31 protein-coding genes and 4 tRNA genes are annotated in these 26,999 nt (G+C 65.4%); 5 read left to right on the top strand and 30 right to left on the bottom strand.

Going from position 1 to position 26,999, the window contains the following annotated elements; genetic code table 11:
• Positions 1 to 123: 123 nt before the first annotated feature.
• The 3 genes from nusG to DZG09_RS06475 form a co-directional block, all read right to left on the bottom strand.
• Positions 124 to 1,125: a transcription termination/antitermination protein NusG gene (nusG, locus tag DZG09_RS06485; RefSeq protein ID WP_119696799.1), complete on the bottom strand. Its 1,002-nt coding sequence runs from the start codon at positions 1,123 to 1,125 to the stop codon at positions 124 to 126.
• Positions 1,126 to 1,161: 36 nt separating this feature from the next.
• Entirely contained in the window at positions 1,162 to 1,422 is a 261-nt protein-coding gene (gene secE / locus DZG09_RS06480) for a preprotein translocase subunit SecE (protein WP_087054391.1), read from the bottom strand.
• A gap of 35 nt (positions 1,423 to 1,457) precedes the next feature.
• Positions 1,458 to 1,530 (bottom strand) — tRNA-Trp (locus DZG09_RS06475).
• A 160-nt stretch (positions 1,531 to 1,690) separates the two neighbouring features.
• Here DZG09_RS06475 and DZG09_RS06470 point away from each other — a divergent pair.
• On the top strand, positions 1,691 to 2,890 hold the full coding sequence (locus DZG09_RS06470) for a pyridoxal phosphate-dependent aminotransferase (protein ID WP_205529078.1): 1,200 nt from the start codon (positions 1,691 to 1,693) through the stop codon (positions 2,888 to 2,890).
• Positions 2,891 to 2,901: 11 nt separating this feature from the next.
• Here the strand turns inward: DZG09_RS06470 and DZG09_RS06465 are convergent, their stop codons facing one another.
• The 12 genes from DZG09_RS06465 to DZG09_RS06410 all read right to left on the bottom strand — a co-directional run bounded on the left by DZG09_RS06465 (position 2,902) and on the right by DZG09_RS06410 (position 11,636).
• The gene (locus DZG09_RS06465) at positions 2,902 to 4,032 is read right to left on the bottom strand and encodes a UDP-N-acetylmuramate dehydrogenase (protein WP_119696797.1); all 1,131 of its coding nucleotides are present in this window, start codon (positions 4,030 to 4,032) and stop codon (positions 2,902 to 2,904) included.
• Positions 4,029 to 4,445, bottom strand: a complete 417-nt coding sequence (locus DZG09_RS06460) for a MaoC/PaaZ C-terminal domain-containing protein (protein ID WP_119696796.1) — start codon at positions 4,443 to 4,445, stop codon at positions 4,029 to 4,031. Before DZG09_RS06460 ends, DZG09_RS06465 begins: the two co-directional genes overlap by 4 nt.
• The gene (locus tag DZG09_RS06455; RefSeq protein WP_119696795.1) at positions 4,442 to 4,888 is read right to left on the bottom strand and encodes an FAS1-like dehydratase domain-containing protein; all 447 of its coding nucleotides are present in this window, start codon (positions 4,886 to 4,888) and stop codon (positions 4,442 to 4,444) included. Before DZG09_RS06455 ends, DZG09_RS06460 begins: the two co-directional genes overlap by 4 nt.
• A gap of 183 nt (positions 4,889 to 5,071) precedes the next feature.
• Complete coding sequence (locus tag DZG09_RS06450; protein ID WP_240423744.1) at positions 5,072 to 5,857, bottom strand: sulfite exporter TauE/SafE family protein; 786 nt, start codon at positions 5,855 to 5,857, stop codon at positions 5,072 to 5,074.
• Between the two features lie 126 nt (positions 5,858 to 5,983).
• The gene (locus DZG09_RS06445) at positions 5,984 to 7,129 is read right to left on the bottom strand and encodes a glycoside hydrolase family 3 N-terminal domain-containing protein (RefSeq protein ID WP_240423742.1); all 1,146 of its coding nucleotides are present in this window, start codon (positions 7,127 to 7,129) and stop codon (positions 5,984 to 5,986) included.
• A 115-nt stretch (positions 7,130 to 7,244) separates the two neighbouring features.
• Positions 7,245 to 7,318: transfer RNA gene (locus DZG09_RS06440), tRNA-Met, on the bottom strand.
• Between the two features lie 24 nt (positions 7,319 to 7,342).
• Positions 7,343 to 7,414 (bottom strand) — tRNA-Thr (locus DZG09_RS06435).
• A gap of 69 nt (positions 7,415 to 7,483) precedes the next feature.
• Positions 7,484 to 8,644 carry a M23 family metallopeptidase gene (locus DZG09_RS06430; RefSeq protein ID WP_119696794.1) on the bottom strand — a complete coding sequence of 387 codons (1,161 nt, stop codon included), beginning with the start codon at positions 8,642 to 8,644 and terminating at the stop codon, positions 7,484 to 7,486.
• 298 nt (positions 8,645 to 8,942) lie between these two features.
• Positions 8,943 to 9,731, bottom strand: coding sequence for an inositol monophosphatase family protein (locus DZG09_RS06425; protein WP_119696793.1), 789 nt, complete (start codon positions 9,729 to 9,731; stop codon positions 8,943 to 8,945).
• A 10-nt stretch (positions 9,732 to 9,741) separates the two neighbouring features.
• Complete coding sequence (locus DZG09_RS06420; protein WP_119696792.1) at positions 9,742 to 10,725, bottom strand: hypothetical protein; 984 nt, start codon at positions 10,723 to 10,725, stop codon at positions 9,742 to 9,744.
• A 167-nt stretch (positions 10,726 to 10,892) separates the two neighbouring features.
• Positions 10,893 to 10,977, bottom strand: a tRNA-Tyr gene (locus DZG09_RS06415).
• Between the two features lie 179 nt (positions 10,978 to 11,156).
• A complete protein-coding gene (locus DZG09_RS06410) occupies positions 11,157 to 11,636 on the bottom strand; it encodes an FBP domain-containing protein (RefSeq protein ID WP_338039981.1) in 480 nt (159 codons plus the stop codon).
• Between the two features lie 156 nt (positions 11,637 to 11,792).
• Here DZG09_RS06410 and DZG09_RS06405 point away from each other — a divergent pair, with 156 nt between their 5' ends.
• Entirely contained in the window at positions 11,793 to 12,281 is a 489-nt protein-coding gene (locus DZG09_RS06405; protein WP_119696790.1) for a YajQ family cyclic di-GMP-binding protein, read from the top strand.
• A 475-nt stretch (positions 12,282 to 12,756) separates the two neighbouring features.
• Positions 12,757 to 13,134: a hypothetical protein gene (locus tag DZG09_RS06400; protein WP_119696789.1), complete on the top strand. Its 378-nt coding sequence runs from the start codon at positions 12,757 to 12,759 to the stop codon at positions 13,132 to 13,134.
• A gap of 564 nt (positions 13,135 to 13,698) precedes the next feature.
• Here the strand turns inward: DZG09_RS06400 and DZG09_RS06395 are convergent.
• The 9 genes from DZG09_RS06395 to DZG09_RS06360 all read right to left on the bottom strand — a co-directional run bounded on the left by DZG09_RS06395 (position 13,699) and on the right by DZG09_RS06360 (position 18,919).
• Entirely contained in the window at positions 13,699 to 13,968 is a 270-nt protein-coding gene (locus tag DZG09_RS06395; protein WP_162893191.1) for a helix-turn-helix domain-containing protein, read from the bottom strand.
• A gap of 40 nt (positions 13,969 to 14,008) precedes the next feature.
• Positions 14,009 to 14,149, bottom strand: coding sequence for a hypothetical protein (locus DZG09_RS16545; protein WP_162893190.1), 141 nt, complete (start codon positions 14,147 to 14,149; stop codon positions 14,009 to 14,011).
• 70 nt (positions 14,150 to 14,219) lie between these two features.
• Positions 14,220 to 14,714: a hypothetical protein gene (locus DZG09_RS06390; protein ID WP_119696787.1), complete on the bottom strand. Its 495-nt coding sequence runs from the start codon at positions 14,712 to 14,714 to the stop codon at positions 14,220 to 14,222.
• Positions 14,715 to 15,362: 648 nt separating this feature from the next.
• Positions 15,363 to 15,854, bottom strand: coding sequence for a DUF6941 family protein (locus DZG09_RS06385; RefSeq protein ID WP_119696786.1), 492 nt, complete (start codon positions 15,852 to 15,854; stop codon positions 15,363 to 15,365).
• Positions 15,855 to 16,208: 354 nt separating this feature from the next.
• Entirely contained in the window at positions 16,209 to 16,442 is a 234-nt protein-coding gene (locus DZG09_RS06375; protein WP_240423854.1) for a type II toxin-antitoxin system HicA family toxin, read from the bottom strand.
• 54 nt (positions 16,443 to 16,496) lie between these two features.
• Positions 16,497 to 16,673 (bottom strand): helix-turn-helix domain-containing protein, encoded by a 177-nt coding sequence (locus tag DZG09_RS06370; RefSeq protein ID WP_119696783.1) that lies wholly within the window; start codon positions 16,671 to 16,673, stop codon positions 16,497 to 16,499.
• Positions 16,670 to 16,822 (bottom strand): hypothetical protein, encoded by a 153-nt coding sequence (locus tag DZG09_RS16540; protein WP_162893189.1) that lies wholly within the window; start codon positions 16,820 to 16,822, stop codon positions 16,670 to 16,672. Before DZG09_RS16540 ends, DZG09_RS06370 begins: the two co-directional genes overlap by 4 nt.
• Positions 16,823 to 17,173: 351 nt before the next feature.
• Positions 17,174 to 18,145: an integrase catalytic domain-containing protein gene (locus tag DZG09_RS06365; RefSeq protein WP_205529077.1), complete on the bottom strand. Its 972-nt coding sequence runs from the start codon at positions 18,143 to 18,145 to the stop codon at positions 17,174 to 17,176.
• 312 nt (positions 18,146 to 18,457) lie between these two features.
• A complete protein-coding gene (locus DZG09_RS06360; RefSeq protein ID WP_162893188.1) occupies positions 18,458 to 18,919 on the bottom strand; it encodes a hypothetical protein in 462 nt (153 codons plus the stop codon).
• 265 nt (positions 18,920 to 19,184) lie between these two features.
• On the opposite strand from DZG09_RS06360, the gene DZG09_RS06355 reads away from it, so the two are divergent.
• Together DZG09_RS06355 and DZG09_RS06350 are read left to right on the top strand one after the other, a co-directional pair.
• Positions 19,185 to 19,844, top strand: coding sequence for an Ltp family lipoprotein (locus tag DZG09_RS06355; protein ID WP_162893187.1), 660 nt, complete (start codon positions 19,185 to 19,187; stop codon positions 19,842 to 19,844).
• 397 nt (positions 19,845 to 20,241) lie between these two features.
• Complete coding sequence (locus DZG09_RS06350; protein WP_119696780.1) at positions 20,242 to 20,451, top strand: helix-turn-helix domain-containing protein; 210 nt, start codon at positions 20,242 to 20,244, stop codon at positions 20,449 to 20,451.
• 628 nt (positions 20,452 to 21,079) lie between these two features.
• On the opposite strand, the gene DZG09_RS06340 is transcribed toward DZG09_RS06350, so the two are convergent.
• The 6 genes from DZG09_RS06340 to DZG09_RS06315 all read right to left on the bottom strand — a co-directional run bounded on the left by DZG09_RS06340 (position 21,080) and on the right by DZG09_RS06315 (position 26,979).
• Positions 21,080 to 21,475, bottom strand: a complete 396-nt coding sequence (locus DZG09_RS06340; RefSeq protein ID WP_119696778.1) for a type II toxin-antitoxin system death-on-curing family toxin — start codon at positions 21,473 to 21,475, stop codon at positions 21,080 to 21,082.
• On the bottom strand, positions 21,472 to 22,023 hold the full coding sequence (locus tag DZG09_RS06335) for a Panacea domain-containing protein (protein WP_119696777.1): 552 nt from the start codon (positions 22,021 to 22,023) through the stop codon (positions 21,472 to 21,474). Before DZG09_RS06335 ends, DZG09_RS06340 begins: the two co-directional genes overlap by 4 nt.
• Before the next feature lie 386 nt (positions 22,024 to 22,409).
• On the bottom strand, positions 22,410 to 23,012 hold the full coding sequence (locus DZG09_RS06330) for a SagB/ThcOx family dehydrogenase (RefSeq protein ID WP_162893186.1): 603 nt from the start codon (positions 23,010 to 23,012) through the stop codon (positions 22,410 to 22,412).
• A gap of 79 nt (positions 23,013 to 23,091) precedes the next feature.
• Positions 23,092 to 23,367, bottom strand: a complete 276-nt coding sequence (locus DZG09_RS06325; RefSeq protein ID WP_119696775.1) for a YrhK family protein — start codon at positions 23,365 to 23,367, stop codon at positions 23,092 to 23,094.
• 148 nt (positions 23,368 to 23,515) lie between these two features.
• Positions 23,516 to 26,359, bottom strand: coding sequence for a YhgE/Pip domain-containing protein (locus DZG09_RS06320; RefSeq protein WP_119696774.1), 2,844 nt, complete (start codon positions 26,357 to 26,359; stop codon positions 23,516 to 23,518).
• Positions 26,356 to 26,979, bottom strand: a complete 624-nt coding sequence (locus DZG09_RS06315; RefSeq protein ID WP_119696773.1) for a TetR/AcrR family transcriptional regulator — start codon at positions 26,977 to 26,979, stop codon at positions 26,356 to 26,358. Before DZG09_RS06315 ends, DZG09_RS06320 begins: the two co-directional genes overlap by 4 nt.
• Positions 26,980 to 26,999 lie beyond the last annotated feature (20 nt).

The following is a 26,999-nucleotide window of genomic DNA, read 5'->3' as shown; positions in this document are numbered from 1 at the left end:
TTCGGCAACCTGATCGGACTGATCCAGAGCCCGCACTGGGCGGCGCAGCACGAGTGACCGCCCGTACGACGAGAGCGGCCTCCCCGATTCGGGGAGGCCGCTCTCGTCGTACGAAGTGCCTGGTCAGACCATCTTGGTGACCTGGTCGAACGCCAGCTCGACCGGAGTCTCGCGCTCGAACAGCGAAACGAGCACCGTGAGCTTGCCGCTGGCCGGGTTGATCTCGCTGATCGAACCGGGCAGGCCCGCGAAGGAGCCCTCCTTGATCGTGATCGTCTCGCCGATCTCGAAGTCGATCTCGGCGGGAATGACGCGCGGCGCGGCCTTCTTCTCACCGGCACTCGGCTTCTCTCCGGAGGCGGCCTTCTCGGCCTCCTTCAGCTCGGCGAGCGGCTTGAGCATGTTGAACGCCTCTTCGAACCGCAGCGGCGTCGGGTTGTGAGCGTTGCCCACGAAGCCCGTCACGCCCGGCGTGTGACGCACGACCGACCAGGTGTCCTCGTTGAGCTCCATGCGCACGAGAACGTAGCTCGGGATGCGCACCCGGGTGACCATCTTGCGCTGGCCGTTCTTGATCTCGACGACGTCCTCCATCGGGACCTCGATCTGATAGATCTCGTCCTCGACCTCGAGCGTCGCCTTGCGCTGCTCGATATTGGCCTTCACCTTGCGCTCGAAGCCGGCGTAGGAGTGGATCACATACCACTTGCCCTCGAGGGTTCGCAGCTCCGCACGGAACTCGGCGTACGGGTCGTCTTCCTCGACCTCGGCTTCGGCCTGCGGCTCTGCGGCCTCGTCCTGAGCGTCCGTCGTCGCGTCGCCCTGTGGTTCGCCGGCGTCCTTCTGTGCCTCGTCATCGCTCAGCACGTCTGCGGCTGCCTCGACCTCGGCGGTCTCGTCGATGTTCAGTGCGTCGTTCACGATCGCGTCGGCCTCCGGGTCGGTGATGTCGATGTCTTCGTCAGCAGGCTCTCCGCCATCGAGGTGGATCGCGCCGGTCTCAGGGGCCTGCGCCGCCTGCTCCTGCTCGGCCAGAACGTTGCCGTCCTGTGCCTCGTCCTCTTCGCTGGACTGCTCCGCCGCCGTCGACAGGTCGACGTCGTCGCGGTGATTGTGGGTAGTCACGTCAGCTCACTTTCGATTGCGGTGCGCCAGAGGTGATCAGCGGGGGATGCCGAACACCCAGGTCGTGACCCACGTGAAGAGACTGTCGAGCCCGTAGACGAGAGCCATCATGACGACCACGAAGCCGAGCACGACGGACGTGAACTTCAGCAACTCGGAACGAGTCGGGGTGACGACCTTGCGAAGCTCGGCGATGACCTGGCGGAAGAAGATGACTATCCGCATGAAGAAGTTGGGCTTCTTCTCAGCATTGCCGTTCGCTGCGACGACGTCGCCGCCGGAAGCGTCCCTGACCATTCGATACCTTTCGTGAGTCAGCTGGCGCTGACGCGCAGGGCGGACAGGAATCGAACCTGCAACCTGCGGTTTTGGAGACCGCTGCTCTGCCAATTGAGCTACCGCCCTAGAGAACCTTGCGGGTCTCGAGGTGCCTCTCGATCCTCTCACAGCCCGTCGGGCAGAGCGAAAGCATGCAATGAAGCACTGGTTCCTCAAGTGTACGGCATGCGCAATGGGGCCCGCGAATTCCACGCGCGTCGCGCGCCATCGCTGTACCGTGGGAGACGTGACCGAACGAGCTCCTCTCTCCCGCAAGCTGTCCGCCATCGCCGAATCGGCGACGCTCAAGGTCGACGCCAAGGCGAAGGCCCTGAAGGCCGAGGGCCGCCCGGTGATCTCCTACGCCGCAGGCGAGCCCGATTTCTCGACACCGCAGTTCGTCGTCGACGCCGCAGCCGAGGCCCTGCGCGATCCGGCGAACTACCGCTACTCCCCCGCCGCCGGTCTGCCGGCGCTGAAGGAGGCGGTCGCCGAGAAGACGCTGCGCGATTCCTCGCTCGAAGTGGCGCCGAACCAGATCATCGTCACCAACGGCGGCAAGCAGGCCGTCTACCAGGCATTCCAGACTGTGGTGAACCCCGGCGACGAGGTCCTCCTTCCCGCGCCGTACTGGACCACCTACCCCGAAGCCATCCAGCTCGCCGATGGCACACCCGTCGAGGTTTTCGCCGGCGCCGACCAGGGCTACAAGGTGACGGTCGACCAGCTCGAGGCAGCCCGCACCGAGAAGACGACGGTGCTCGTGTTCGTGTCTCCGTCGAACCCGACCGGCGCCGTGTACTCGCCCGAGGAGACTCGGGCGATCGGCGAATGGGCGCTCGAGCACGGCATCTGGGTGATCACCGACGAGATCTATCAGAACCTCACCTACGAAGGCGCCGTCGCGACGTCGATCGTCGAGGCGGTCCCGGATGTCGCCGGCCAGACCATCCTCGTCAACGGCGTCGCGAAGACGTACGCGATGACCGGATGGCGCGTGGGCTGGATGATCGGGCCCGTCGACGCGATCAAGGTCGCAGGAAACCTGCAGTCGCACCTGACCAGCAACGTCAACAACATCGCGCAGCGCGCAGCGATTGCGGCGATCAGCGGACCGCAGGACGAAGCGGAGCAGATGCGTCTCGCGTTCGACCGTCGGCGCCGACTCATCGTGCAGGAGCTGTCGAAGATCGACGGAGTGAGCGTGCCGAACCCGCTCGGAGCGTTCTACGCGTACCCGGATGTCACAGGCCTGCTCGGTCGCGAATGGGCCGGGCGCCGCATCGACACCACGCTCGAACTCGCCGACCTGATCCTCGACGAGGTCGAGGTGGCCGTCGTGCCGGGCGAGGCGTTCGGCCCCAGCGGCTACCTGCGCCTGTCCTACGCCCTCGGCGACGACCAGCTCCTCGAGGGCATCCAGCGCCTCCAGCGCCTCTTCGCCTGATCGGACCGAGACTACAGCTCGACGCCGACGAAGACCGGTTCGGGCTGCAGCTCGATCCCGAACTCGCTGGCCACCCGGGTCTGCACGAAGCGGGCGAGCTGGGTGATCTCCCACGCGGTCGCGCCCCCGCGGTTGGTCAGCGCCAGTGTGTGCTTGGTGGACAGCGATGCGCGCGCGCGACCGAGCCGGAAGCCCTTGCTCAGACCGGCGTTCTCGATCAGCCACGCGGCGCTGACCTTCACGCCCGCGGTCTCGACCGGTGCGGGCGGCACGTAGCCGTCGAAGCTCTCCAACGGGATCACCCGCACGGGCTCGATGTCGGGCACCAGCGGCCAGCGCGGGCACGCCTCCGGCAGCGCGCGCGCCTCGCTCTCCGACAGGATCGGGTTGTTGAAGAACGACCCCGCGCTGCGGGTGTCGTCGTCTGCGGGGTCGAGCACCATGCCCTTCGACGCCCGGATCGCCAGCACCGATTCGCGCACATCGGCGAGCGTGACCTCGGCGCCGACATCCGCGCCGATCGCCTTGGCGATGCGCTGGTCCCGGATCGGGAACGTGCCTGTGCCGACGTCGTCGAGCTCAAGCGTGATCGACAGGATCACGGCCCTGCGCCGAGGCTCGGAGCCGTAGTGTCGCTTCAGGTCTGACGTGCGGGGGCCGAGCCCCAGCTCTCCGGCCGGCACCACGTGCGTCTCGCCGGTGGCCTCGTCGATCAGCTCGACCTCGACCAGCGTCTGGTCGATCTCCTGGCCGTACGCGCCGACGTTCTGGATCGGTGCCGCACCGGCGGTGCCGGGGATGCCGCTCATCGCCTCGACACCGGCGAGGCCCTGGCTGACCGTCCACGCGACGAACTCGTCCCAGTTCTGGCCGGCTTCGATCCGGATGCGTCGACGTCCTGCCTCCGCACCGGGCACCGCCTGAAAACCGTGTGTCAGGATCCGGATGACCGTGCCGTCGAACGGTTCGTCTCCGACCAGCAGATTGGAGCCGCCGCCGAGCACGAACCAGTCATCGCCGTCGGCCCACACCTGGTGCAGCGCGTCCGTGATCTCATCACGGGTGTGCGCATCGATCATGCGCTCGGGCGCGGCACCGACCTGCAGCGTCGTCAGCTGCGAGAGCGGAAGCGGATCACTCACGCCTGCGCGGCCTCGTCGAACCGCACGTTCGCCTGGGCCTTGGCGAGCACCTTCGCGTCACCGAAGGTGACGGTCAGGTCGATGCGCGCGATGCCGTCGTCGACCTTGGCGACTCTGGCCTCGTAGCGGACCTCAGCACCGTCATCCGGATCGACCACGACGGGCTTGGTGAAGCGCACCCCGTAGTCGATGATGCGGGCCGGGTCGCCGACGGCGTCGGTGACGACCGAGGCGCCGATGCCCATGGTGAGCATGCCGTGCGCGAGCACGCCGGGAAGCCCGACCCGTGCGGCGACGTCATCGCGGTAGTGGATCGGGTTGAAGTCCCCGGATGCCCCTGCGTAGCGCACGAGTGACTCGCGCGTCAGGCGCACGGTGCGCTCTGCGACGATCTGGCCGACCTCGAAACTCATTCCTCAGCCCCCACGAGAAGTACGGATACAGCGGTGACGACGTGGCGCCCGTCGGCGTCGACGATCTCTGCCTCGCTGGTGATCATGGCGTTGCCGCCGACGGTGCGGATGCCCGTGACCGACAGGGTCGCCGTCAGTTCGTCGCCCGCGACGATCGGGCGGGTGGTGCGGAACTTCTGCTCGGCGTGCACAGTGCGCTCGAGCACGATGCCGGCGGTCGGGTCGCCGAGGAGCTGCTGGAGCGTGAGGTCCTGGATCACCATCGCGAAGGTCGGCGGCGCGACGACGTCGGCGTATCCCGCCCGGCGAGCGGCTTCGACGTCGTGGTGCACATCGGCCTCGGCGCACACGGCGCGGGCGAACTCGCGCACCTTCTCCCGGCCGACGAGATACGGTGCCGTCGGCGCGAACTCGCGCTCTGTCAGATCAGGATTGACTGCCACTCCTCGATCCTATCCGCCGCGGATCAGTATGCCCTGTCGGCTCAACTCGCGAACGCCATTCGCCGCGACCGACAAGGAACGTCGACAGAGCTTTCCGCCCGAACTCGTATCGGCCGCGAACCCGCGGATCTGTCATCGCGCGTCGATCGCGGCGGAAGAGGCGCCCCCGGTGCGCGCTGCGCGTCAGCGGGCGGCACGGATCGCACGAACGACCATCTGCACGGCGATCACCGCCAGGAACGCGATGAACACCCAGTTGGCAGTCTGCGGATCGAGCATGCCCGCTGCGATCGCGCCGAACGGGGTGGTGACGACAGTGGCGAGGGCCACCGTCACGGCGGAGACGAGGTCGACGTTGCCGTTGCGGAAGTTGCGCCACCCGGCGACCAGCGTGGTCGGGATCATCATCAGCAGCGACGTGCCCTTGGCGACGAGATCACTGGCGCCGAAGACGACGATCAGCACGGGCACGACGACGATGCCGCCGCCGACGCCGATCAGACCGGACAGGATGCCGGTGACGAATCCGATCGCCACCAGTGCGGCGCCGAGCCAGATGTCGATCGGCACCACTGCGCCGCGATCCGGCACGATGAAGATGAGACTGATCATGACCACCGCCAGGAACCCGACGAAGACCCAGCGCACGACTGCCTCGTTGAACCGGTGCAGCAGGTGCGCGCCGATCGGAGCACCCGCCACTCCTCCCGCGGCGAGCAGCACGGCGACGAACCAGTCGACGTTCCCGTGAGCCGCGTACGAGACGACTCCGACCGCCGCGGTGACGACGATCAGTGCGCCGGATGTCCCCGCCGCCCGCTTCTGCCCGAAGCCGACGAACATCACCAGCAGCGGCACGATGAGCACGCCCCCGCCGACCCCGAACAGTCCGGACATGAACCCGGCGACCAGCCCGATCACCACGAGCGCGACGTACCTTCTGGGCGTTCGTATGTCTTCGTGCGTCACCCGCTCACGCTACACCGCGCCCCCTGGCGCCACCCCAGCTGCCGAGATGCGCACTTCTCGCCGAGATGCGCAGGTTTCAACGCCCGGATGTCGAAAGCGTGCGCAGTTCGCTGAGCGAACGGCGGTCTATTCCGCCGCGTCGAGACGGAGCGCCGCGACGTGCTCGGCAGCGTCGCGGAGTCTGTCGGCCGGCAGCTCCCCTGCCTCCACCGCCTGTGCGATGCCGTCGGCGATAGCTCCCGCTGTATCGGGTGTGGAGGTCGCGATCATCAGCACCATATCGTTGCCTGCGGCGATCGCAGCCACGGCGTTCGCGACCGGATCGGCGTAGGCGGCGTCTCCGGATGAGGCGAGCATACCGAGGTCGTCGGTGATCATGACGCCGTCGAAGCCGAGCTCATCGCGCGCGATCTCGTGCCACCGTGCCGACAGCGACGCCGGCGTCTCATCGACCGAGGTGTAGGCGAGGTGTCCGAACATGAGCAGTTCGGCGCCCGCATCGATGCCCGCTTCGAACGGCACGGCATCCGCCTCATGCCAGTCGTCGAGGCTGAGCGTCGTCGACGGGATGCTCTGGTGCGAGTCTCCGGGGGCCGCTCCGTGGCCAGGGAAGTGCTTCAAGGTCGAGTACACGTGCGAGGTCTCGCCCTCGACTGCGCCGGCGACGCGCTCGGCAGCAGATGCCGGATCCGTGCCGAGCGCCCGCGGCGCGATGAACGAAGCGGTGTCGGCCGGAACATCGGCGACGATGCCGAAGTTCACGTTGGCTCCAGCCTCGGCGACGAGTTCGCCTCGCCGGTCGAACGCTGACTGAGCCTCGGATGCCGGGCTCGACTGCAGCGTCTGCGCGGTGGCGGCGTCGTCCCAGGGCAGGCGGGAGACGACGCCGCCTTCCTGGTCGATGGCGATCAGCGGCGGCATGGCTTCGTCGACGACGAGCGATGAGGTCACGGCGCGAAGCTCGTCCGCAGTGGCCGGCACGTTCTCGGACATCAGGATGAAGCCGCCGTAGCCGTGCGCCATGTAGTCGTGCAGCGTGGTCGTGTCGGTCGTGGCGACAGTGCCCATCACAACGCTCGCGGCCTGCTCCTCGGTCGACATCTCGGCAACGGCCTGCTCTGCCGGCGACGCCGTGGGCGTGGGGCTCGGGTTGGGCGTCGGGCTCGAGGTCTCAGGCAACGGCGTCTCGGGGGCGGAGGCGCCGTTCGGCGCACATCCGAAGAGCAGACCGGCAGACAAGAGGGCGGCCACCGCCACCGAGGCACGACGCATGCCCAAAGGCTACTGCGAGCGTGCCGGGATCTCCCCGAGAACCCGTGATCCTCTGACGCATGACGGCAGGGCGGCGAAAAGCCCCGGCAAAAACCGGGGCTGATCTGACGTTCTGTAGCAGGAGCGGGGCTTGAACCCGCGACCTCACGATTATGAGTCGTGCGCTCTCACCAACTGAGCTACCCTGCCGCACGGCATCCGACGGATGCTGCGAGCCCCGAGTCAGGATTGAACTGACGACCCCTTCCTTACCATGGAAGTGCTCTACCACTGAGCTATCGGGGCGTGTTTCGCCTCTCGGCGCAACCAGGAAAGTTTATCACTCGGCCGGATGATCCCGCCAATCGAGTCGGACTATTGCGTGTCGCTCTCGGAGTCTTCGCTCGCGAAGTCGACATCGCCGTCATCCGGTTTCGATTCGCTGTCCGTGAAGTGCGTCCCCGCGTGCTCTTGAAGCCACGGCATCGGGTCGAACGTCGCCTCGCCGCGCAGCAGCTCGAAGTGCAAGTGCGCACCGAACGAGTGGCCGGTGTCGCCCGTCAGGCCCACAACGTCGCCCACTTCGACCTTCTGACCCGCGGTGACGCGCAGCGAGCCGTACTGCATGTGCGCGTAGTGACTCGTGATCACCTCGCCGTCGACGACGTGATCGATGTATACGGTCACGCCGTAGCCGCCGCCCGATTCTGTGGCGACTCGCACTGTGCCGTCGGCGATCGCTTGGATCGGGGCGCCGCTGCCTGGAGTGAAGTCGATGCCGGCGTGAAGGCGACCTGAGCGCATGCCGTAGCCGTAACTCATGCTCGTTCCTGCGGCGAACGGCCACTGGATATCGGCCGTCGGGTCGTTGGCGAAGAACGCGCCAGCCGTGTCGATGCCTGCGACCTCCGCCATGTCGGCGAAGCTGGCGGTCTCGTAGTCGTCGATGCGGTCGAGCTGCGGAGCCTGCGCGCCCTCCGCCGCGACGAAGGCCTGGATCTCCTCGCCTTCATCCGACTCAGCGTCAGACGACGACAGCGCCGCAGCCGTCGGCTCGTTCTCCTGGGCGCCCACAATCGCACCGAGCGGGGTCGTCAGACCAATGGCGAGCAGACCGACTGCAGCCATGGCGCTGAGGGATGCAGCCGCGGTGGTCATGATGCGACGCGAACGTGTGCCCGGTCGAACAGCATCCGCGGACACATTCCGCCGGCCGGCCGTCGCTCGCGTCTGCACACGATCGACGATGACCGATGTCTCGCCCGTGAAGTTCAGCGCCTTCGCCGCGGCTTCGAACGCGTCGGCGCCCTGCTGTGCCGCGGCCTCACAGGCCTCAGCGACCGGCTCCGCGACGATGGGGTCGCGTTCCGAGTCGAGTTCCACCTCGGTCGTTGCCGCGTCTGCCGCCACCGCACGGCTCGAAGCGGCTCGCGCCGCCTCGCGCAGCTGACGCCTGGTCAGCGGCGTGCTCGTCGCCGTCGCGACATCGCCATCGGGGTCGCCGACCGAGCGCCCGGTGGGCTGCTCGGTCGTCATGGCTTCTGAAGGCACGGGAGTACTCGGCGTCTTTCGGTCGGGCGCGACGGGTACCGCGCTCAGAAGGGGAGGTCCGGCCTCGTCCTCGGGTTGTGAGGATCACGTGCGATCCATCACGGACAAGGTAACGAACTGGTAACTAGGCTAACGGGTCCGTCTGGGAATTGCCACTTCCGACACGGGGTGTGGATGAATGTTCCGGCGGTTGTCCACAGATCGGCTCTCCATCGCGGCCAGGGCACGGCGGTCCAGATGCACCCTCACCCTTGCCCTGCCAATGCCTCGAAGGCCGAGCGCCCTACGGTGCGACCGTCTTGTACAGGCGGTCGAAGATCGCAGGACTGCCGCTGACGAGCATCGCCCTGTCCTGTTCGTCCGGAGCGTGCCACCCCAATCTGCCTCCAGCCTCCGTCACGAGAAGCGCACCGGCCGCATAATCCCACGGGTTGAGGCCGCGCTCGTAATAAGCGTCCATGCGCCCTGCGGCGACGTAGGCGAGATCGAGGGACGCGGCGCCGAGTCTGCGCAGGTCGCGTGCGAGCGGCATCACTCGCTGCACGACGGCGAGCTGATCGGCGTGCGATGCAGGGTCGTAGCCGAACCCCGTCGAGATCAGCGCTCCGGCCGTCACGTCGTCCGTGACGGTGAGGCGCTCCTCCCCGAGCCATGCGCCTTCCCCTGCCGCGGCGGAGAACAGCTCGCCCAGCGCGGGCGCATACACGACTCCGACCAAGGGGCGCCAGGTCTGCGGGTCGCTCCCCTCGACGACGGCGATGCTCACTGCATAGGTCGGCATTCCGAACGCATAGTTCACGGTGCCGTCGATCGGGTCGACGACCCAGGTCACGCCGCTGTCACCGCTGGCTTCCCCCGATTCCTCACCGAGGAACCCATCGTCAGGCCGCACAGCCGAGATGCGCTGCTTCACCAGCGCTTCGACCTCGCGGTCGGCCTCGGTCACGATGTCCGCGAGCGTCGACTTGCTCGCGGCGATCGACACGCCTTCAGAACGCCGACGCTTCGCCAGGTCACCCGCTTCGATCGCGATCTCGCGTGCCAACTGCTGCAGGTCTGAAAGGTGCGCCATGTTCCCTACGCTACCGGTGCTCGGGCGGTGCGACACCGGACGACGGCGCGGGCGGAGCAGGCCGTGGAGGAATCGACCCCGGGGCCTGCGCGTCGCCGCCCTGACGCGGCTGCGGCTGCTGCTGGACCGGCGACGGCTGCATGGGGGCGGGCTGCTGCGGTGCACCCCAGAACTGCGCACCGGGTGATGGCACGCCCGTCTGTGCAGCCGCGAAGTCGGGCTGTCCGTTCGGCAGGTACGGCAGCGGCGTGCGACCGTCGGGGAACATCGGCCACGGCTGACGGTCGCCAGCTGACGCGGCAGGCTGCCCACTCGGTGCCCCGGGTACGCTGCTTGGCGGAGCACTCGGCGCCATCGGACGAACCGGCCGCGGAGCGAACAGAGCGTTCAACAACGGCACGAGAAGCGTGCCGACGCTCGCAAGGATCGCGAGCGCAACCGTGACGCGCCAGTACCAGTCGCTGAAGTGAATCAGGTGCGGAACGGCGAGGTAGAAGGTGAGCTTGCCGACGAGCGCGATCAGGAACACGGTCGTCACAATCGCGATCGTGCGCGTGAGCCCGGTGACGTAGCGCGCATGCGCACGCCAGTAGAGCCGCTGATGCAGCAGTGCCAGTTGGACCAGACCGATGACGAGCAGCAGCTCCCACAGGCGTACGACCTCCCAGGCGAAGGTCTCCTCCTCGCCGCGCGGCGCCCATATCTTGAACGCGCCGACGAGCAGCGCGATGACCCACGACGCGGTGCTCGCGAGCACGAGCCAGTCCGAGCGCCTGTTCGCGAGGTTCGCGTCGAGCAGTACGGCGCCCGAGAAGCCGGAGAGCAGGAGCACGGTGACGAACGCACGGCCGATGAGGTCGCCCTGATCGGGAATGAACACCCAGACGACGCATACGACCGCCGCGAGCACGAGCGCCCCGATGGCGATGTAGATCGCACCGCGGACGAGCTTCGACATGCTCTGCTTCGGTGACGTCAGCTCAACTTGGTCCATGCGTCGATCCTGTCACGGGCCCATGCCATGCGGAATGGGGAACTGCGCCCTGTGGAGACGCATCGCGGTGCGCCTGTGGAGAACGGCCCTCCCGAGTCGAAGGCCCCGCGCCCGCAGAACCGAAATCCCTCACGATCCGGAGCATGCTCCTGATCGTGAGGGATCTTTGGTGGCGGGTGAGGGATTCGAACCCCCGTAGGCAGTGCCAGCTGATTTACAGTCAGCCCCCTTTGGCCGCTCGGGTAACCCGCCGAGTGCGCACCCAACCGACTTGTTCAGCCGATCGGAGGCGCGATCAACCATATTACCCACGCCAGGTCCGCACCAAAAATCGGCTGGCCAGCTGGCGATTCGCGGGAGTCACGCCGCAGATGACGCCCGACGACATCCGGATGCGCTCACGCAGCATGATCCGGATGTCGGAACTCTGTTCATTCGTTCCGAACGATCTGCGCGACGAAGTCGCGGACGCGGCCTGCGGTGTTGTCGATCTTCATGTCGACGCTCGTGCGGTACTCGTTCGGGGCGAGCGGCATCGCGAGGCGGACGTTCTCGTGGCACGACATGTCGGAGCAGATGTACGTGCCGATGCTGTCGCCGTGCCGCCCCTCTTCTCCGGACTTTCTGGCCGTGAACAGGGCGACCTGATTGCCCGGCTGCATCGTGCGGCACAGGTTGCAGAACGACTGGTGCACGCTGGAGGTCCCCTGCGCGCGGCGGAGCACGATCGCGGCCACATCGCCGTCGACCTCGGCCGCGATGTACCCGCGCCCCCGAGCGTGCGGGTCAGCCCAGGCCAGGAAGTCCGTGTGGTCCCACTCGACGAGCGGGAAGTCGTGCGGCACAGTGGCCACTCGCAACTCATCGTCCGTGGCGTTCACGAACGAGTCGAACAGTTCGTTCTCGGTCATCGGCCGCATGCGCACTCCTCATCCGCTTCGGATCATCCGGGCCACGGCCATTGTAAGAAGGTCGCGCCGGGCAGTGGGCTGATGCCGCGGGCACTCGGTAGGCTGATGGCCACTAAACCGGATGGGCGCAAGCCCCCGACACGGAGGTGCCGACCTATGGCGGACAGTTCGTTCGACATCGTCTCGAAGGTGGATCAGCAGGAGGCCGACAACGCCCTCAACCAGGCGCGCAAAGAGGTGGAGCAGCGCTACGACTTCCGCGGCACGGAGACCTCGGTGGCGTGGAGCGGCGAGCAGATCCTGATCAAGGCGAACAGCGAAGACCGCGCAACGGCCGCACTCGACGTCTTCCAGTCGAAGCTCATCAAGCGCGGCATCTCGCTGAAGAGTCTCGAAGCCGGTGAGCCGTACTCCAGCGGCAAGGAGTACCGCATCGTGTCGTCACTGAAGGACGGCATCGATCAGGAGAACGGCAAGAAGATCACGAAGATCATCCGCGACGAGGGCCCCAAAGGCGTGAAGGCGCAGATCCAGGGCGACGAGGTGCGCGTCTCGAGCAAGAAGCGCGACGACCTTCAGGAGGTCATCCAGCTGCTCAAGTCAATGGACCTCGACGTCGACCTGCAGTTCACGAACTACCGGTAGGGCAACCCTCTGGACTGGCGTCGTTAACTTCCGGCGCGCGTAAAGTGCGCTACCCGGCGGCTACGACTGTGGCCTCCCGAAGCGTGCATGGCGCCATGCGTCGGTGCAAGGATCCTGTTCATGCAATCGGCAGGCCAGTTTTCCGGCACTTCTCGACCGAGGCGTACGGCGTGCAGCAGACGCAGGACAACCTGAAACAGGCCATCAACGACTCCGTGGCCGACCTGGAGGAGTTCATCGCGGCCGGGCACGACGGCCAGGAGGCGATGCACGGCACGTCGAACGCGGGCATCGAGATGCGCGACACGTTCGCGGGAATCGAGCAGACAGCGAAAGAACCGGTCCTAGCAGTCCTCGAGAACGGCGGCACCGTCGAAGACGCGACAGCGGCCTACAACACCGGCCGGGCCGGATCGTCGACATGCTCACGCAGATGGGCGTCGTGCCCGACAAGTCGAAGGCCTGAGCCAAGAAGATGTACGGCCCCACCGGCGAGGTCGTCGGCCAGCTCGAGGATGTCGCGGACGCATCGAACCGAATCCCCGAAGAGGAGAACATCAAGGTCACGGCAGACACGACAATCGCACAGTCAGCAATCGACCGGTTCATCGCCTTGAACTCCACCAAGAAGGTGCAGATCGCGACCGGTATCGGCGGTACAGGCGGACTCACGAAAGCCGACGGCGGCATCGTCTCGACCATGCGAACGGAAGCGTCAGCGAACATCACGTTGCTGAGATCGCACGCGCAGGCGAGTGGCGCGTGTGGGCGGAGGACGAGACCGGTGGAGAAGCGTACATCCCTCTGTCACCGGCGAAGCGCGTTTGTTCCGAGCAGATCATGCACGTTGTAGCTGATGAGTTCGGTGGGACGTACATTCCAGGCACTGCGGGACGATTCGCTGACGGGGACGTACGCGGAAGCAGTTCACAGCCGATCACACCAGGTATGGCGGCATCGCTGATCGGCGGCGACGTCGTGCTGCAGTCCAGCGGGAACCCGCACCGCGACCTCGAGGAGCTCGCTTGGGTGCTGCGCCAGAGCCAGCGCGGCACAAAGCACCCGTAGACAGACCGCGCCCAGACAGAAGCCCCGACCCTCCGAGAGAGGCAACCGGGGCTTCTGCACAGAAACCTACTTGTCAACAATTCCGTTGCCGGGCTGCGCACCACCACTGACGTAGCGATACGCAAGAGCAAGCTCCCGAACGCATGCAACCCGTGCCGAAGGCACCATGTTCGACTTCTGGATTGATGCGAGCTCGTCAGCGATCGCGGCGTAGAGCGCCGCGCCCGTGCTTGACCGGTCAGCCATCTCGTCGTTCCTCTCCCGCCCGAGACCCTCCCGAGCGCGGCCATCATCCCATCGACCACCGACATCCCAGCTTGCGCCGGGTGCAAACCGACGTGGGGTGTCTTCAAGAAATTGCGCGCAGCATGGCTTGCACGCTCTTCGTCCGCTGATGCGCAGCTGACCGGGATGTGAGAGCCGAGTCCGTTGGCTCATGCGTGACCGTCTCGATCAGGCGTTCGATCTGCTCCTGTGTCATGCGCCGGTTCCGCTCGGAGAACTTCACGTGCGGCCACGCGCCGGCGTACACCTTGTCGCGCACGAGGTCGTACGAGAGTTGAAGGATCTCAGCCACCTGCTGCAGCGTGAAGACGACAGGCGGTTCATTTGTTGTCATGCAGTACGTGTACTTGACGACGCTGAGAACACGCACATCGTCAGCCCAGTCCATCGATCCGGATCCCGAGGGTGAGGGCGACGAGTGCTGGGAGTGCGGGTACCGGCTCGAATGGCCCAGTGGTGAGCATCCTGGTGACGGTGAGGGGATCGTCGACCTCGATGACTGGCGCTGACGACATGCTCAGCACAGGAAACCGACGAGAAAAGCCGGGTGACTCGAGAGCGTGCGCCAGCCTGACAAAGGGGCACCTACTGCTGAGGCTTCTCGAAATCCGATAGCCACTGAACCGGGACGGCGGGGACCTCATGCCCATCGGGCCAGTCGATTGTCAATTGAATGTCCGCGTCAAGAATCGCCGTGGCCCAGGCCGTGCCTTGACCATGAGCATGCAGGAATAACGTTGCCCCTCGGGTCGTGACGCGGAGCACGAGGTAGTCGCCTACTCCACCCGGAAAGTGATACCTCTTCTGTTTTGTCCTCTCCATGTAGTCAGCCGAACCGTGGGATAGATTCGCCTCCAAAATACCCTCCGCGACCAAACCGTATGCGGCTTCCAGAACGCGATGAATGCTCGCAGTTTCCCGGTCGAGCCCCATCGCGTCCATCAGGTCATACTGACGAAACACGAGGGGCCAGTTGAGCACGTCGGTCAGCGCTTCGAACTCGATGCCTGCTGCCAAGCGGCGGAACTCTTGGAAGATGATGTAGTGAAGACGCAACTGGTCTGCGGACAGCCGGCCCACGAGCGCCGTCCAAGTGACACCCCTGTCGTCAGCGACGTCCGGCGTCCGGCGTCCGGCGTCCGCGATGACGCCAACACACCGCTGAGGTACTCCGCAACGAACTCGTCGTCCGCCCACTGAGCCTTATCGAAGACATCTGATGCAACTCTGGGCGGCACAGTCCCCGGCTTCGTCATGTCGGTCTTCTTGGCAGCGCGATTGAGCACACGTTGCGCGAGATCGTTTCTAGACCACAGCTCTACCCGGGCTCCGAAGTGTGCGCCGTACGCCTTCGTCGCCGGGCCGAGGAGATTCGACCAGAGCGTCCCCCCGACCTTCGCTGCCTCGGCCGCTACGGGGTCCGTCGCATTTCCGGCGGACGCAAGCGATGCGATCGCGTTTAGTGGGTCTGTCATGCGTTCATCGTACGAGCTGTTGCGGACGGTGAGGAGCAGACCGATCTGGGGTCTCGGCGCGACTGGGCAGCTGGACTCGGCCCCGACTCTCTAGTGGCAGACCTTGGTTCTCGCGGAGGACGGCGGATAGCTTGCTCAGGTCGGGTCATAATGGTGCGGGCAATGCGTGCAACGGCGGTGCCGACGCGACGTTCCGGCACGCAACGAGGAAAGCGCCCCTCCCAGCCAAAGCCAGAAGGGGCGCAAGTTCATTTCAGCCGAATACAGGTGGCGCGGGTGGACCTAAGACTGCAAAACGATAGTTGACCTCGTGCTCACGGTCCCCGTCGATCTGAACACGCCAGCTGTACTCACCTCCCGGAGTTAGCGGGAGACCTGCCGAAAAATCCAGGACAATGGTGTGGCTCGCCCCTAGATGGTCACGGATGGGCTGTGGCGCAGTGCTGTTGCTGGCCAGATTCGCAGTCTGAGCGACGCGAACGGCCTGTGGCTCGGCCGGTCCGGGCAATTCGACGACCTCGCCGCCACTGGTGAGCGCTGCTTCGATGGCGAGGTCCGTAGGCAAGACACTCGCGGGGGCGGTGATGGTGATCGCAATCGCAAATCGCGATGTGACCCCCTGCATCGGTTCATAGCCGAGGACACGAACGTTCCCACCGACCACGTTGAGCTTTCCCCCCTGGTCCGTGTTGGCAAAGTCAGCCATGACCACCGAGATGTCCGACGCTGCTGCCACCTCACTCACGCGGAGGCCCCCGTGGTCGCTGACTTCGAGATAGAGACGGATCGAGAACGGGACACGAGCTGAGGTTGTGACTCTGCGCGCGCGACGGCGTCGGACTCCGTTATGGTCCACCAGCTCCGGTCGAGTCTCAGACTGGGCGCGAAAGCAGCTCGGGCGTCGAGCGCTGCACCAGTCTCGTCGTACCGGAGCACACCGACTGGCTCGCCATCGAAGTGGAACTCGAGCCCTTCGCGCACCATACGGTCGAGTTCATCACGCGTGGTAGCCAATGCGCTGAACCCCGGAGCAGTCGGGGCTTCCGCCCACCACGCCCCATCTTCATGGTGGTAGGTCACTGCGATCTGTCGCATCTGCTCACCCTATCCCTAGTAACCGTGCAGCTTCATCCTCTGTCAGACCGACGTCCTTGAGGAGAGTCTTACGAACGAGCCCCTTCGGCACCTCGACGCCATTATGGAACGAGAAGGTCAACGTTGGGTAGTCGTTGGACTTCATCTTCTTGTGCGACCCGCGTGTCGAGTCCACCCAGTAGCCCAGTTCCCGCTCAAGCAGCTTCTGCAGCTTGCTTGCCTTCATGGAGGGGAACATGAGCACGATGGCGATTGTTCCACGTTCTCGCGTATACGCCAACGAGCGCCGGGGTCACTTCCAGTTGCCACTTCCCGGGCGTCCGGCGTTCCAGGTGTCGATCGTCTCGGGGAGCCACCCGCGTATGTCTCCGATCGTCGCGTCAGGGTCGGGGAGCTTGTAGCGGCTCAACGTGGTCTGTGCGACGCCGATGCGCTCGGCGACTTGCTTGCGTGACAGGTAGGCGGTCATTCGGCGTCCTCCCGTCCGAACGCGAGCGACGCCAGCGCGAGCCCGGCCGCGCCGAACGCCATGATCCCTGTGAACGTGTCGTCTCCGATCGTGCGGACGGCGACGAACACTGCCGCGGCAGCGGCGGCGATAGTGAGTGCGGTTCTCATGATGGTGTGTGAAAGTGGGCGGTAGGGGCCGGAGATACTTCCACTATCTCCGGCCCCGTTTTCAGTTCTTGAAGAGCGACCCGATCGCGGTGATCAGTGCTGCGATTCCCAACATCAGGGTTCCGAGCGATGCGATCTGCGCGTTCCGCTTCTTCTTGCCCATTTCCTCCTCTCTGTTGTTATAGCTCTATTCTACATCACTATGATGCATTGCACAAGCTAGAATCAACACGAAAGCGCCCCGGCGCCCTCCCGCAGGAGAGCGCCGGGGTGAAGTGCCCGAGGTGCCTCATGTCAGATTGCCCGTGAAGTGTGACGGTGCCTCAGATAGGAGTGTCCGCGAAGTGGTGGTCAACCCGCGCGCCGGATCTTGATGCCCCTCGCTGTGTCGGGCACTGGTGTGAGGAGTGATGCCTCGAGATCCAGCGTCGCGCGTTTGGCGATCGCGGTGAGCCGGTCCTGGATGGATTGGATCCGCCGAGCGACCTCGGCCGGGTTCAACTCGTCGCGGTAAGCGATCAGTTCTCGCTCCTGCGCGGGAGACAGGACGCCTGCGTTCAGGAGCCTGTCGAACGGGGTGCGCGGGGCGTCGTAGACGCGCGTTCTGTGCCCTGTCGGGCTCGTCTTCCGCCCAATGGGCTTCTTCGTCGGGGTGAGGAAATTCATCCTGTCATTCACGACCGGCCAGAGCCGGTTCAACACCATCAGCGCATCAGCGGTGTCGTAACGCCAGTGGAACGCGTTCCGGCGGACGAGATGGTCGTTCTTTGATTCGATCGTGGCCTGATCATTCTTCCGGTAAGGACGCGAGCGAGTGAAGAAGATCTTCCGTCCCGCGGCCCAGTCGATCACGTCGTGGTTGATGAACTCCGAACCGTTGTCGAAGTCGAGCCCGGTGACCTCGAAGGGGATCTGCTCGAGAGCCTCGCCGAGCGAGGCGAGGATATGCAGATGAGCGTTGTTGCGGACCGACCGGGTGAACACCCACCCGGTGTGCATGCCGGTGAGGTTCAGCGTCCGGCAGAACTCGCCCTTTAGCGTCGGCCCGCAGTGCGCGACGGTGTCGCCCTCGAAGAACCCCGGCGTCTGCTCGACCTCGTCCCCGGCCTTTCGGACCGTGATCGACGACCGCAGCAGCGGTGACGGCTTCGTCGCGGACAGCCCGCACAGAGGGTCCTTCTCCCTCGCCGGGGCGAGGTAACGGTCGATCGTCGCCGCCGACATCGACAGCAGCTCTGCGCGGACCTCGGGGCTGTAACGACGCTGGCCGGGGATGAGCTCCCCGTGTCGCTCCAGCGCCTCCACCAGCGAGGGCATCGACACGGCCAGATACTTCCCGCGCTGCCCGCCGCTGAACGCCCAGACGCGCTGCAGGACCTTCGTCGTGTCATACGAGAACTTCCTGCCCCTCGTTTTCCGCCCGGCCACTGGCCGGGGCCCGGGTTTGGCCGCATCGGTCAGGCGCCTGCGGGCGTTGTCCCGGGACCAGCCAGTCGAGGGCGACGAGTGCCGGGAGTGCGGGTACCGGATCGAATGGCCGGCCGGTGAGCACCCCGGGGACGGTGAAGGGATCATCGAGCTCGACGACTGGCGGTAGCTCCGAGGTGACCCGAGCCTCGACTACGACAAGTGAATCTATGCCTCCCCGAAGTAGGACGTTCCGTCGAATCGGCGATCGTCAACGTGTCCCTTCGGGCTTGCCCAGTGGACCCTATATGGCGACTCCCCGTCGTGCAGCTGCTCCTCGAGAGCCAATTCGGTCCCCTTACCGACAAGCGAGACACGCACAACCTCACCCGCACCTACCCGCGGGAAATCTGCGCGGACCGTGCCATCGCGGAGTAGCACGATCAGCAGAACGACATCCTGAGCCTCCGTCAAACCAGTGTTCTTAAGTCGGAACTCCGGCTGGCGTCCATCCCCTCTGGCGAGCTTCCCGTGCCAGCTCACATCTCGGAACTCGCGATGACGCTCGTCCAGCCTTCTCTCGTGGTCCAACGCCTCTTGCGCGCGCTTGTTCGCTCCGTGAGCCAGGAACGCCATGACGGTGGCGGCACCAGCCGCGACGACAGCGACTACAAACGCTGCGATCTCCATACGTCCGTTGTACACGACGATGAGCGCCCCTCCCAGCCGAAGCCAGAAGGGGCGCAAGATCAGCTGGACATAATTTGGCGAGCACCAGTGCACGCAAATATCGATGGCGGCCGGAGAGCGAGCATCGGTATCGAATCAGCAACGACTAGTGAAACTTCACGCTTCCTGGTCTGGAGCAGTCGAGCCACTGGGCTACGCTCGCGGTCATATATCAAGATGCACATATCTCCCAACCTCCATGAGCCGCAGCAAGGAAGTATCAGACATGACCGATCAGCAGCCCACACCTGGGTGGTACCCCGCGCCGCATGCGAACGGCGAAAACCGCTACTGGGACGGCTCGAAATGGCTCGAACCAGCAACGGATGCGGCCGGTTCACCGGAACAGCCGAAGAAGTCCCGCAAAGGACTCTGGATCACGCTGAGCATCATCGGTGGCGTCATCGTCCTGGGTGGGATCGGGGGCGCGCTCGGTCTGGGAGATGATCCAGACGACGATGCAACACCGGCCGCTTCGCAGACCGATGAACCTACGCAGGAACCCACTCAGGAGCCCAACGACGAGCCCGCAGCACAGGATGAAGCAGAAGAGCCGGAACCGGAAGAACCCGAGCCTGAGCCAGAGAAGCCATCACTCACAGTTGGGCAGGAAAACGCTGTCGGGAAAGCAGAGACGTACCTCGATCTCATGGGATTCTCACGCGATGGACTGATCGAACAGCTTGAGTTCGATGGTTTCACGACTGAGGAAGCAACGTTCGCGGTCGACAACGTGGCTCCCGACTGGAACAAGGAAGCTGCTGAGAAAGCAGAGTCCTACATCGATCTGATGGAGTTCTCACGACAAGGGCTCATCGATCAACTGGTGTTCGATGGTTTCACGCAAGAGCAGGCAGAACACGGAGCGTCGACCGTCGGATACTAGGCTCCGAGCGATTCGGCACGCCGCGCTCCTGCACGACGAAGGCGCCCCGGCGCCCTCCCGTAGGAGAGCGCCGGGGCGAGCATCTCGCCACCGTCAGCTCGACGGGTAGACTGTCCTCGAAGGTCGGCAGGCAGTGCAGAAGCACAGCTGAGCCGACCTTCGCTCTGTCCCCCGTGCCGTGGACGCCAACGATGCGCGGCGGTATGCTTCACGGAGAAGGTCGGCAGGCAGTTCACTCGGACAGCTGAGCCGACCTTCTTCGTCACCCACGGCTTGGACGGCAGTTGCGCCCGGCGATATGCTTAGCGCAGAGAAGGCGGCAGGCAGTCCCCACGGACAGCTGGGCTGCCTTCTCTCGTTTCCTCTCCTGACACCTACGACGCCTACGCTCACCGCTGTGACAGAGCGTCTGCTGAAGGTCATGGAAGCCGCGAAGCTGCTCGGTGTCGGGCGTGACTGGGTCCACAAGCGCATCGAGCTCGGCGAGATCCCTGTCGTCGAGCTGGGCGACACTCGGAAGAACCAGCGCATCCGTGAAGCAGACCTCAAGGCGTTCATCGAACGGCGCACCTTCGGCCGCGACCGACGAGGCCCCAGAGCCATGTAAGCGGCCACGGCCAGCCTTGCCGGCGCGCTCCGCGAGTCCGCACAGAGTCCGCGAAACTGCCCTCTCAGGCCGTCAGTAACCTATAAAGCCCGTCAACTAAATCCCAGGTCAGCATACATATACACGAACAGCCAACAACGCCCTTCACAGGGACAACCGTTCACGAACTACCGGTAGAGCAGCGCTCTGATGGACTCTTCACGGGCGGCGTGCCTAACCTGGCCGATGCCAAGGCGGTTGCAGCACGCCACCTCGGGTACATTCGGATGACGATCGAGCTGTTCGACGATGACTGCTGAATCTGGCCGGATGAGGTCGCCGTTCTCCTCCGACACGTCCACGGCGCCTACCTCGCCGAGCTCAACGCACTAAGCACGATGGTCAATGCGAGAACGTTCGAAGAGGCCTACAGCTTGCCCTTCCCGGAGGTGACACCAGAGCAGGACACAGTCGGCCAGGAGGTCCGATATGCCCTCGGCCTGAGCGCGGACACGACGGCATCATGCGAGGTTCGCTACGGCAGACTCGAAGGACTCCATGACGGACTTCCTGTGCACGACGCAGCAGACGCCAGCTGACACGACGAGAGCGCCCCTCCCACCGAAGCCAGAAAGCGCGCTCTCCTGAGCTATTCTCCTATCGGCCTTTGGTTGGCCGGGTCGAGTGCTGCGAACCAGATAGCCGTGTCCTGCTCGGAGTGATCACCTCTTGCAACACCTTCGACGTACGACACCCATGTCTCCGTATCAACGTCACGTATTGCGACACCGTTCACACCGAGGAAGGTCATCGCAGACACCCATGCCGTCCGTTTGTTCCCATCCAGAAACGCGTGCGCGGCGCAGATCCCGTGGAGCACCACACTCGCCTGCTCGTAGATAGTTTCGTGGAGGAACACTCCATCGAATGACACTTTCGCGCGATCGACGCCACCGTCCAGCTTGCCTCTGTCGAGTAGCGGCGCTTCGGGCGCAACTCTGTCGTGGATTGCCACGACTTCCTCGGCGGAAAGAAAGCTCGTCACCGCGTTGCGAGCAGCGCTAGCCCCTCCGACCACCTATCGATCACGTCGGCCGCGGTTGATCGGACAACATCAGCGTCGGCTTCCACCACGTACGCAGGTCGCGAAGGAGCGGAGTCGCCGTCTACAAGCGCCTGCGCGGTGTAGAAGTCCAACATCGTCTTCATGCTGATCTCGTTCCGAGAGGGCTCATCAGGATCAAGGCCCTTGCGTGCTTCGATCCACGGAGCATCTGCATGTGTCAGCGCGATGAGCTTATCCATGCCAAGCGGCGCGTAGTGAGCAATGATCGCGTCCAAGATCCCGGAGGTCTCTTCGTCAAACGCGACCTCCGACACCTTCATGTCTCCGTATCTGTTCTCCGCGTAGACGCTCCGGACGACTGGTCCATCTGGCCACGCCTCGAACGGCTCATCGAACAGCGCTCGGCCAGTCCACGCAAGGTGCCACGCCTGCGTGAAGTACACAAGCTTCTGAAGGTCCTTGCTCTGCCACTGCTTCAGGTCAGCGGTTGTTTTGACGTAACGAGCAACGTCAAGCGCGTTCACCATGATCCGCTCCTTCCACAGTCTGTTCACAGAGTTGCCCACAAGTTATCCACAGGACACTTGACGACTAGCGTACCCACAATGTAGCGAACCAGGCGAACCTGAGGCCGCGATCCCGGCAGATTCAAGGTGGACACGCTGTTGACGACTCGCTGAGTATGGCACGGCGGACCGGTGACCAGATCGACAAGGACACAGAGGCCGCAGGCTTGCCCCCAGAGCCCCGCCACCACCTCTTAAAGGCCATCAACTAAATCCCAGGTCAGCATACATATACACGAACAGCCAACAACACCCTTCACCGGGACAACCGTTCACGAACTACCTGTGAGGTAGCGCGCTGACCAGAGACTTGCTGGCTTCCAGTCCGTGCAGGTGATTGCTCAGCGTCAGCCAGACGCAGCTGTGCTGTCACGCGTTGCTCGACCGAGAGGCATGACCGCCAGCAGCTCGTCGCCAGGCGGAACGATGCTCTCCGGCAGACGCCGCGCCGCCTCATCTTGCACCCCGGCGATCAGCACCGTTCCGAGATCGAGTCCGGCGGCGACGAGATGCACCGTCTGTGCGATCAGCCCGACTTCAATCGCGATGAAACGCTCGCCGCGCCCTTCTGCCTGCGACGCGAACTCGGCACGCTCCGCACCCACGTTCGCACTGAGCACGAGAAGCGCCGGACACGATGCGGCCCAGTGCGCGTCGATCGTCGACTGTGCAATCAGCTCGCGTTGGTCTCCGTACTCCGGTTCCTGGAGACCTCCGCTGCCGGTGATGCGATAGCTCCCGGATGCCAGTCCGCGAACGTCGCCGACGACAACCGTCGCCGTCACCGGGTACCGTGCGTGCGCCGATCCATACGAGCGACGGCCATCCGGAGCGACACCGAAAACAGCGCTGAGCAGCCTATCAAGCTCCCCCACCTGCAACGAGGTCGCGGCGAACGACTTCGTCGACCGCCGCGCAGCCAGCAGCACGTTCAGACCGTCAGCACGCATCTCCCTGAGCATACTGAACGCTGCCGCGCCTGACATCCGCCCCGGGCAGCGAGAGCGCCGGAGGCCGTAGTCCGTCCCGTCAGAAGTCGTCGCTGGCTTCCGCCGACGACGAGCCCACTCGACGCACGTGGACATGGCGCACCAGTCTGATCGCGGGTCGGCACAGCAACTGGACGCTGCCGACCAGGAACAGCCACGTTCCCACGGTCGAGGTCTCCGAGGAGAAGAACAGGATGCTCCCGATGATGAACCACACCGCGATGAGGATGTCGTTGACGATGCTCAGCACCTCGTATCGGCGGCGCAGCACGATCTCTTCGTGACCGATGCGGATCAGGATGTCGGTGTCGCCCATACGGCCAGGCTACGGTGCGAGCCGAATACGACGAAGCGCCCCGGCGCCCTTCCTGCAGCAGAGCGCCGGGGCGCGATGCGCAAGGCCGATCCGCCGGTCGGCGGTGCGGGTGGCATCCCCATCGCCCGGACCGTCGACCGAGCGAACATCAGCCTCTCTCTTCGTCGTCCGGTTCGGCAGACTCCGTCTCCGGCTCCGGTGCTGGATCGTCGTCGCACTGCTCGACGCCGTTCGAATCGGCACCCGGCGCCTCGTCGGAGGCAGCGCTCGGCTCATCCGGTGATTCGGCACGATCCTGCGTCGCCGACCTTGCCGATGCAGAGCGTTCCTCCGCCGATGCGGTGGGCTGCGTGTTCTCCGAGTCAGCGCTCGGCTCCGCCGCAGCACCGGCGTCGACATCCGCTTCGGCGTCGCCTTCCAGAGCGTCCACCGGTTCGACGCCCTCCTGACTCGTGATCTGGGCATCGTCGTTTGCGGGCGCCGGTCGGTCCAGGACCGCGGCAGCAGCGACGGGTGCGAAGGCCTGCGTGGGTGCATCAGACGCGTCAGCCTTCGCCGAACCGACCGCGGTCGCGGCCAGCACAGCTGGCGTCGCAGCGACATCCGGGACCTGCTCACCCAACTTCTCGTCGACGGCGTCCCGGCGCTCTTTCCGCAGCGCCACGATCGACGCCGCGAAGCTCAGCGCCAGCGCGCCGGCCAACCAGATCGCCAGCACACCGATCGCCAGGCCGATGCCGATGCCGCCGCCCGCGATGAGCGCGCGGAACGCCTCGACGGTGTGTGTTATCGGCAGCGCGTTGTGGATCCACTGGTAGAACGCCGGCGCTGTCTCGACCGGATAGGTGCCGCCGGCGGAGGCCAGCTGCAGCACGACCATCACCAGCGCCACGAAGCGGCCTGGCGATCCGAACATGGCGACCAGGGCCTGGTTGATCGCGAGGAACGTGATGCTGGCGAATGCGGCGAGCGCGAACAGTCCAGGCAGGTTCGCCGCCTCGACTCCGACCCAGAAGTGCAGCGAGGCAACAGCTATCGTCGCCTGGATCACCCCCATGATCACGCCGGCCATCAGGCTGCGCAGCGTCAGCAGCGCAGCGGGGCGACGCCGCGAGAGCGCGGCTGCGTTCATCGCCGGGGCCATCATGTAGAACGACATGCCGCCGACCCACAGCGCCAGTGACAAGAAGTACGGTGCGAGACCGGCACCGTAGCCAGCCACCTCGTTGAGCCGCTCGGAGTCGAGCGTCACCTGCGAAGCGGCCACGCCGCCGAGGTGCTTAGCCTCACCCTCTGTGTAGCTGGGCACCTCGTCGACACCGTCTTCGAGTCCATCGCGCAGGTCGCCGCTGCCGTCGGCGAGATCGCCCAGGCCGTCGTTGAGCGTGTCGACTCCTTCTGCCGCCGACTCGGAACCGGTCGCCGCCGAGCTCGCGCCGTCGGCGAGATCATGCAGTCCGCTCGCCAGCTGGGAGGTTCCCCCCGACAGCTCGCCGGCACCGTCAGCCGCCGTCGCGATCCCGCCGGCCAGCTGCGGGGTCTGCGCCGCCAGCCGTCTGGTGCCGTCCGCGACCTGGGCCGAGCCGTCGCGCAGGCTGTGCACACCATCGACCGCCTGTCGCGCCTGCTCCAGCTTCTGTTGGGCATCGGCGAGCACCTGATCGATATCATCGCCGATCTCATCGACTGTCGACTTCACATCCTGCGCTCCCGATGCGAAGCCGTCCGCGCTGCTCGCCAGCTGTGTGAGACCGCCGCTGCCGTCGCCGACCAGCCGCCCCGCATTGTCGGAGGCTCCGGATGAGGCGTCCGCTGCCTGTGCCGCAGAAGCGACCACACCATCCGCGTCACCCGTGAGCTTCTCGAGCGCCGCCATTCGCTCGGTGTCGCTCATCGTCGCGTACCCGTCGATCAGCCCCTGCAGACCGTCGCGCACCCCCTCGGCACCGGCGCTGACGTCGCCGGACTGCGCCGCGGCGTCCGCCGCCTCGTCGCGCACGCTCTGCGCGTCGGTGAGCGTCTGGTCGGCGCCGTCGGCCACCTGCTCGGCAGCACCTGCCGTCTCGTCGATCCCGTCCCGGATGTCCTGGAGCCGGTCGGCGAGGTCGCTGACCGCATCGATCACGGGCTGCACCTGAGCGACGACCTGGTCCAGCTGATCGCTCAGCTGCGCCGTGCCATCCGCCACCTGCTGAGCGCCGTCATTCAGCTGCGCAGTGAGATCCGGAAGCGATGCCGTCTTCGACCGCAGCTCACCGAGCCCGTCGGCCAGCTGCGACGCCCCTGCTGCAGCCTGATCCGCGCCCGCCACAAGCCGCCACGCGCCGTCCTCGAGTCGCGCCGCGCCGTCGTGCAGCTGCCGGAGCCCGACGACGAGCTCGCCTGAACCGTCCTCCGCGTCGCTCGCGCCCTCGGCCACCTGCGTCGCACCGTCGGCGGCGTCGACCAGGCTGCTGTGCACGTCTGTGAAGCCGAGATAGATCTTCTCGAGGTACTCGCTGCTGACCTCGTCGCGCAGTGAGTCGGTCACGGCAGTGCCGATAGAGGATGCGATGTTGCCCGAGATCATGTTCAGGCCGTCGTTCGTGCGCACGTCGAGCTTCGCGCTGGCGGCCTTCGCCGCGTCATCGTCGCCGACCGAGACGACCTTCTCGGAGAAGTCCGCCGGGATCGTGAGCGTGGCGTACACGCCGCCGTCATCGAGGGCACCCCTCGCCTGCTCGGCCGACATCTCGATCCAGTCGAAGTTGTTGCTCTCCGTGCTCTCGAGGAGCGTGTCGGCGAGCTCGTCACCGACGTCGAGCTGCTCGCCGTCGGGATCCGTCGCGCCTTCGTCTTCGTTCACCACGGCGGCAGGCACCGTGTCGAGGTGGCCGGTCGGGTCGATGTTCGAGTTCGTCAAGATGCTCGAGTAGATCAGGGGCACGAACGCCAACGCCGTGAAGACGATGACGGCGCCTGTGGTCTTCTTCCACGGTCGCTTCTCGCTCACTGACGAATTCCTTGCTGTGTGGCCGCGACAGCACGGTCGGCGCGCGTCTGAACGGCGATGCTGGTGACGAGCAGCTGCGAGACCTCATCTGCGGCGGCGGGAACGGACGACGAGCTCGCACCCTCCTTGAGCCACGCGACGACGAGCCAGGTCGCCCCGGCCGCGAGAAAGGTCGCGGTGCGCTCAAGATGCGCGCGGTCCGCACCGGCGCGGGCGGCATCGCCGAGTGGTGTGAACGCGATCATCCGCTCAGCGAGGTACTCGACGACACGCTCCTGGAACGCATGGGTGTCCGATTCCTCGAGCACGCGGCGATAGTAGGGACCGGCATCGAACAAGCGCTGGATCAGCTCCCGGATGACGGGGCGAGCCGCCTGCTCCCACGTCTCACCGTGCGGGAGCTCTCGGGAGACGCCGTCGAACAGCTGCTGCAGCTCGTCGACGCCCGCGGCCGCCACCAGCGACGGAACATCGCGGAAGTGCTGATAGAACGTCGGGCGGCTGATCCCCGCCGTCGCGCACAGCTCCGTGATGGTGGGCAGCTTCTCGGTGTCTCCGCGCAGCGACTGGTCGATCGCCTGGATCAGCGCCTCACGCGTGCGAACGATGCGTGCATCCATCAGAAATCCTCCACCATTTG

This window comes from Microbacterium halotolerans, assembly GCF_003569805.1.
In the GTDB taxonomy this organism is placed as follows: domain Bacteria; phylum Actinomycetota; class Actinomycetes; order Actinomycetales; family Microbacteriaceae; genus Microbacterium; species Microbacterium halotolerans.
This window is presented reverse-complemented; position numbering and strand designations above follow the sequence as displayed.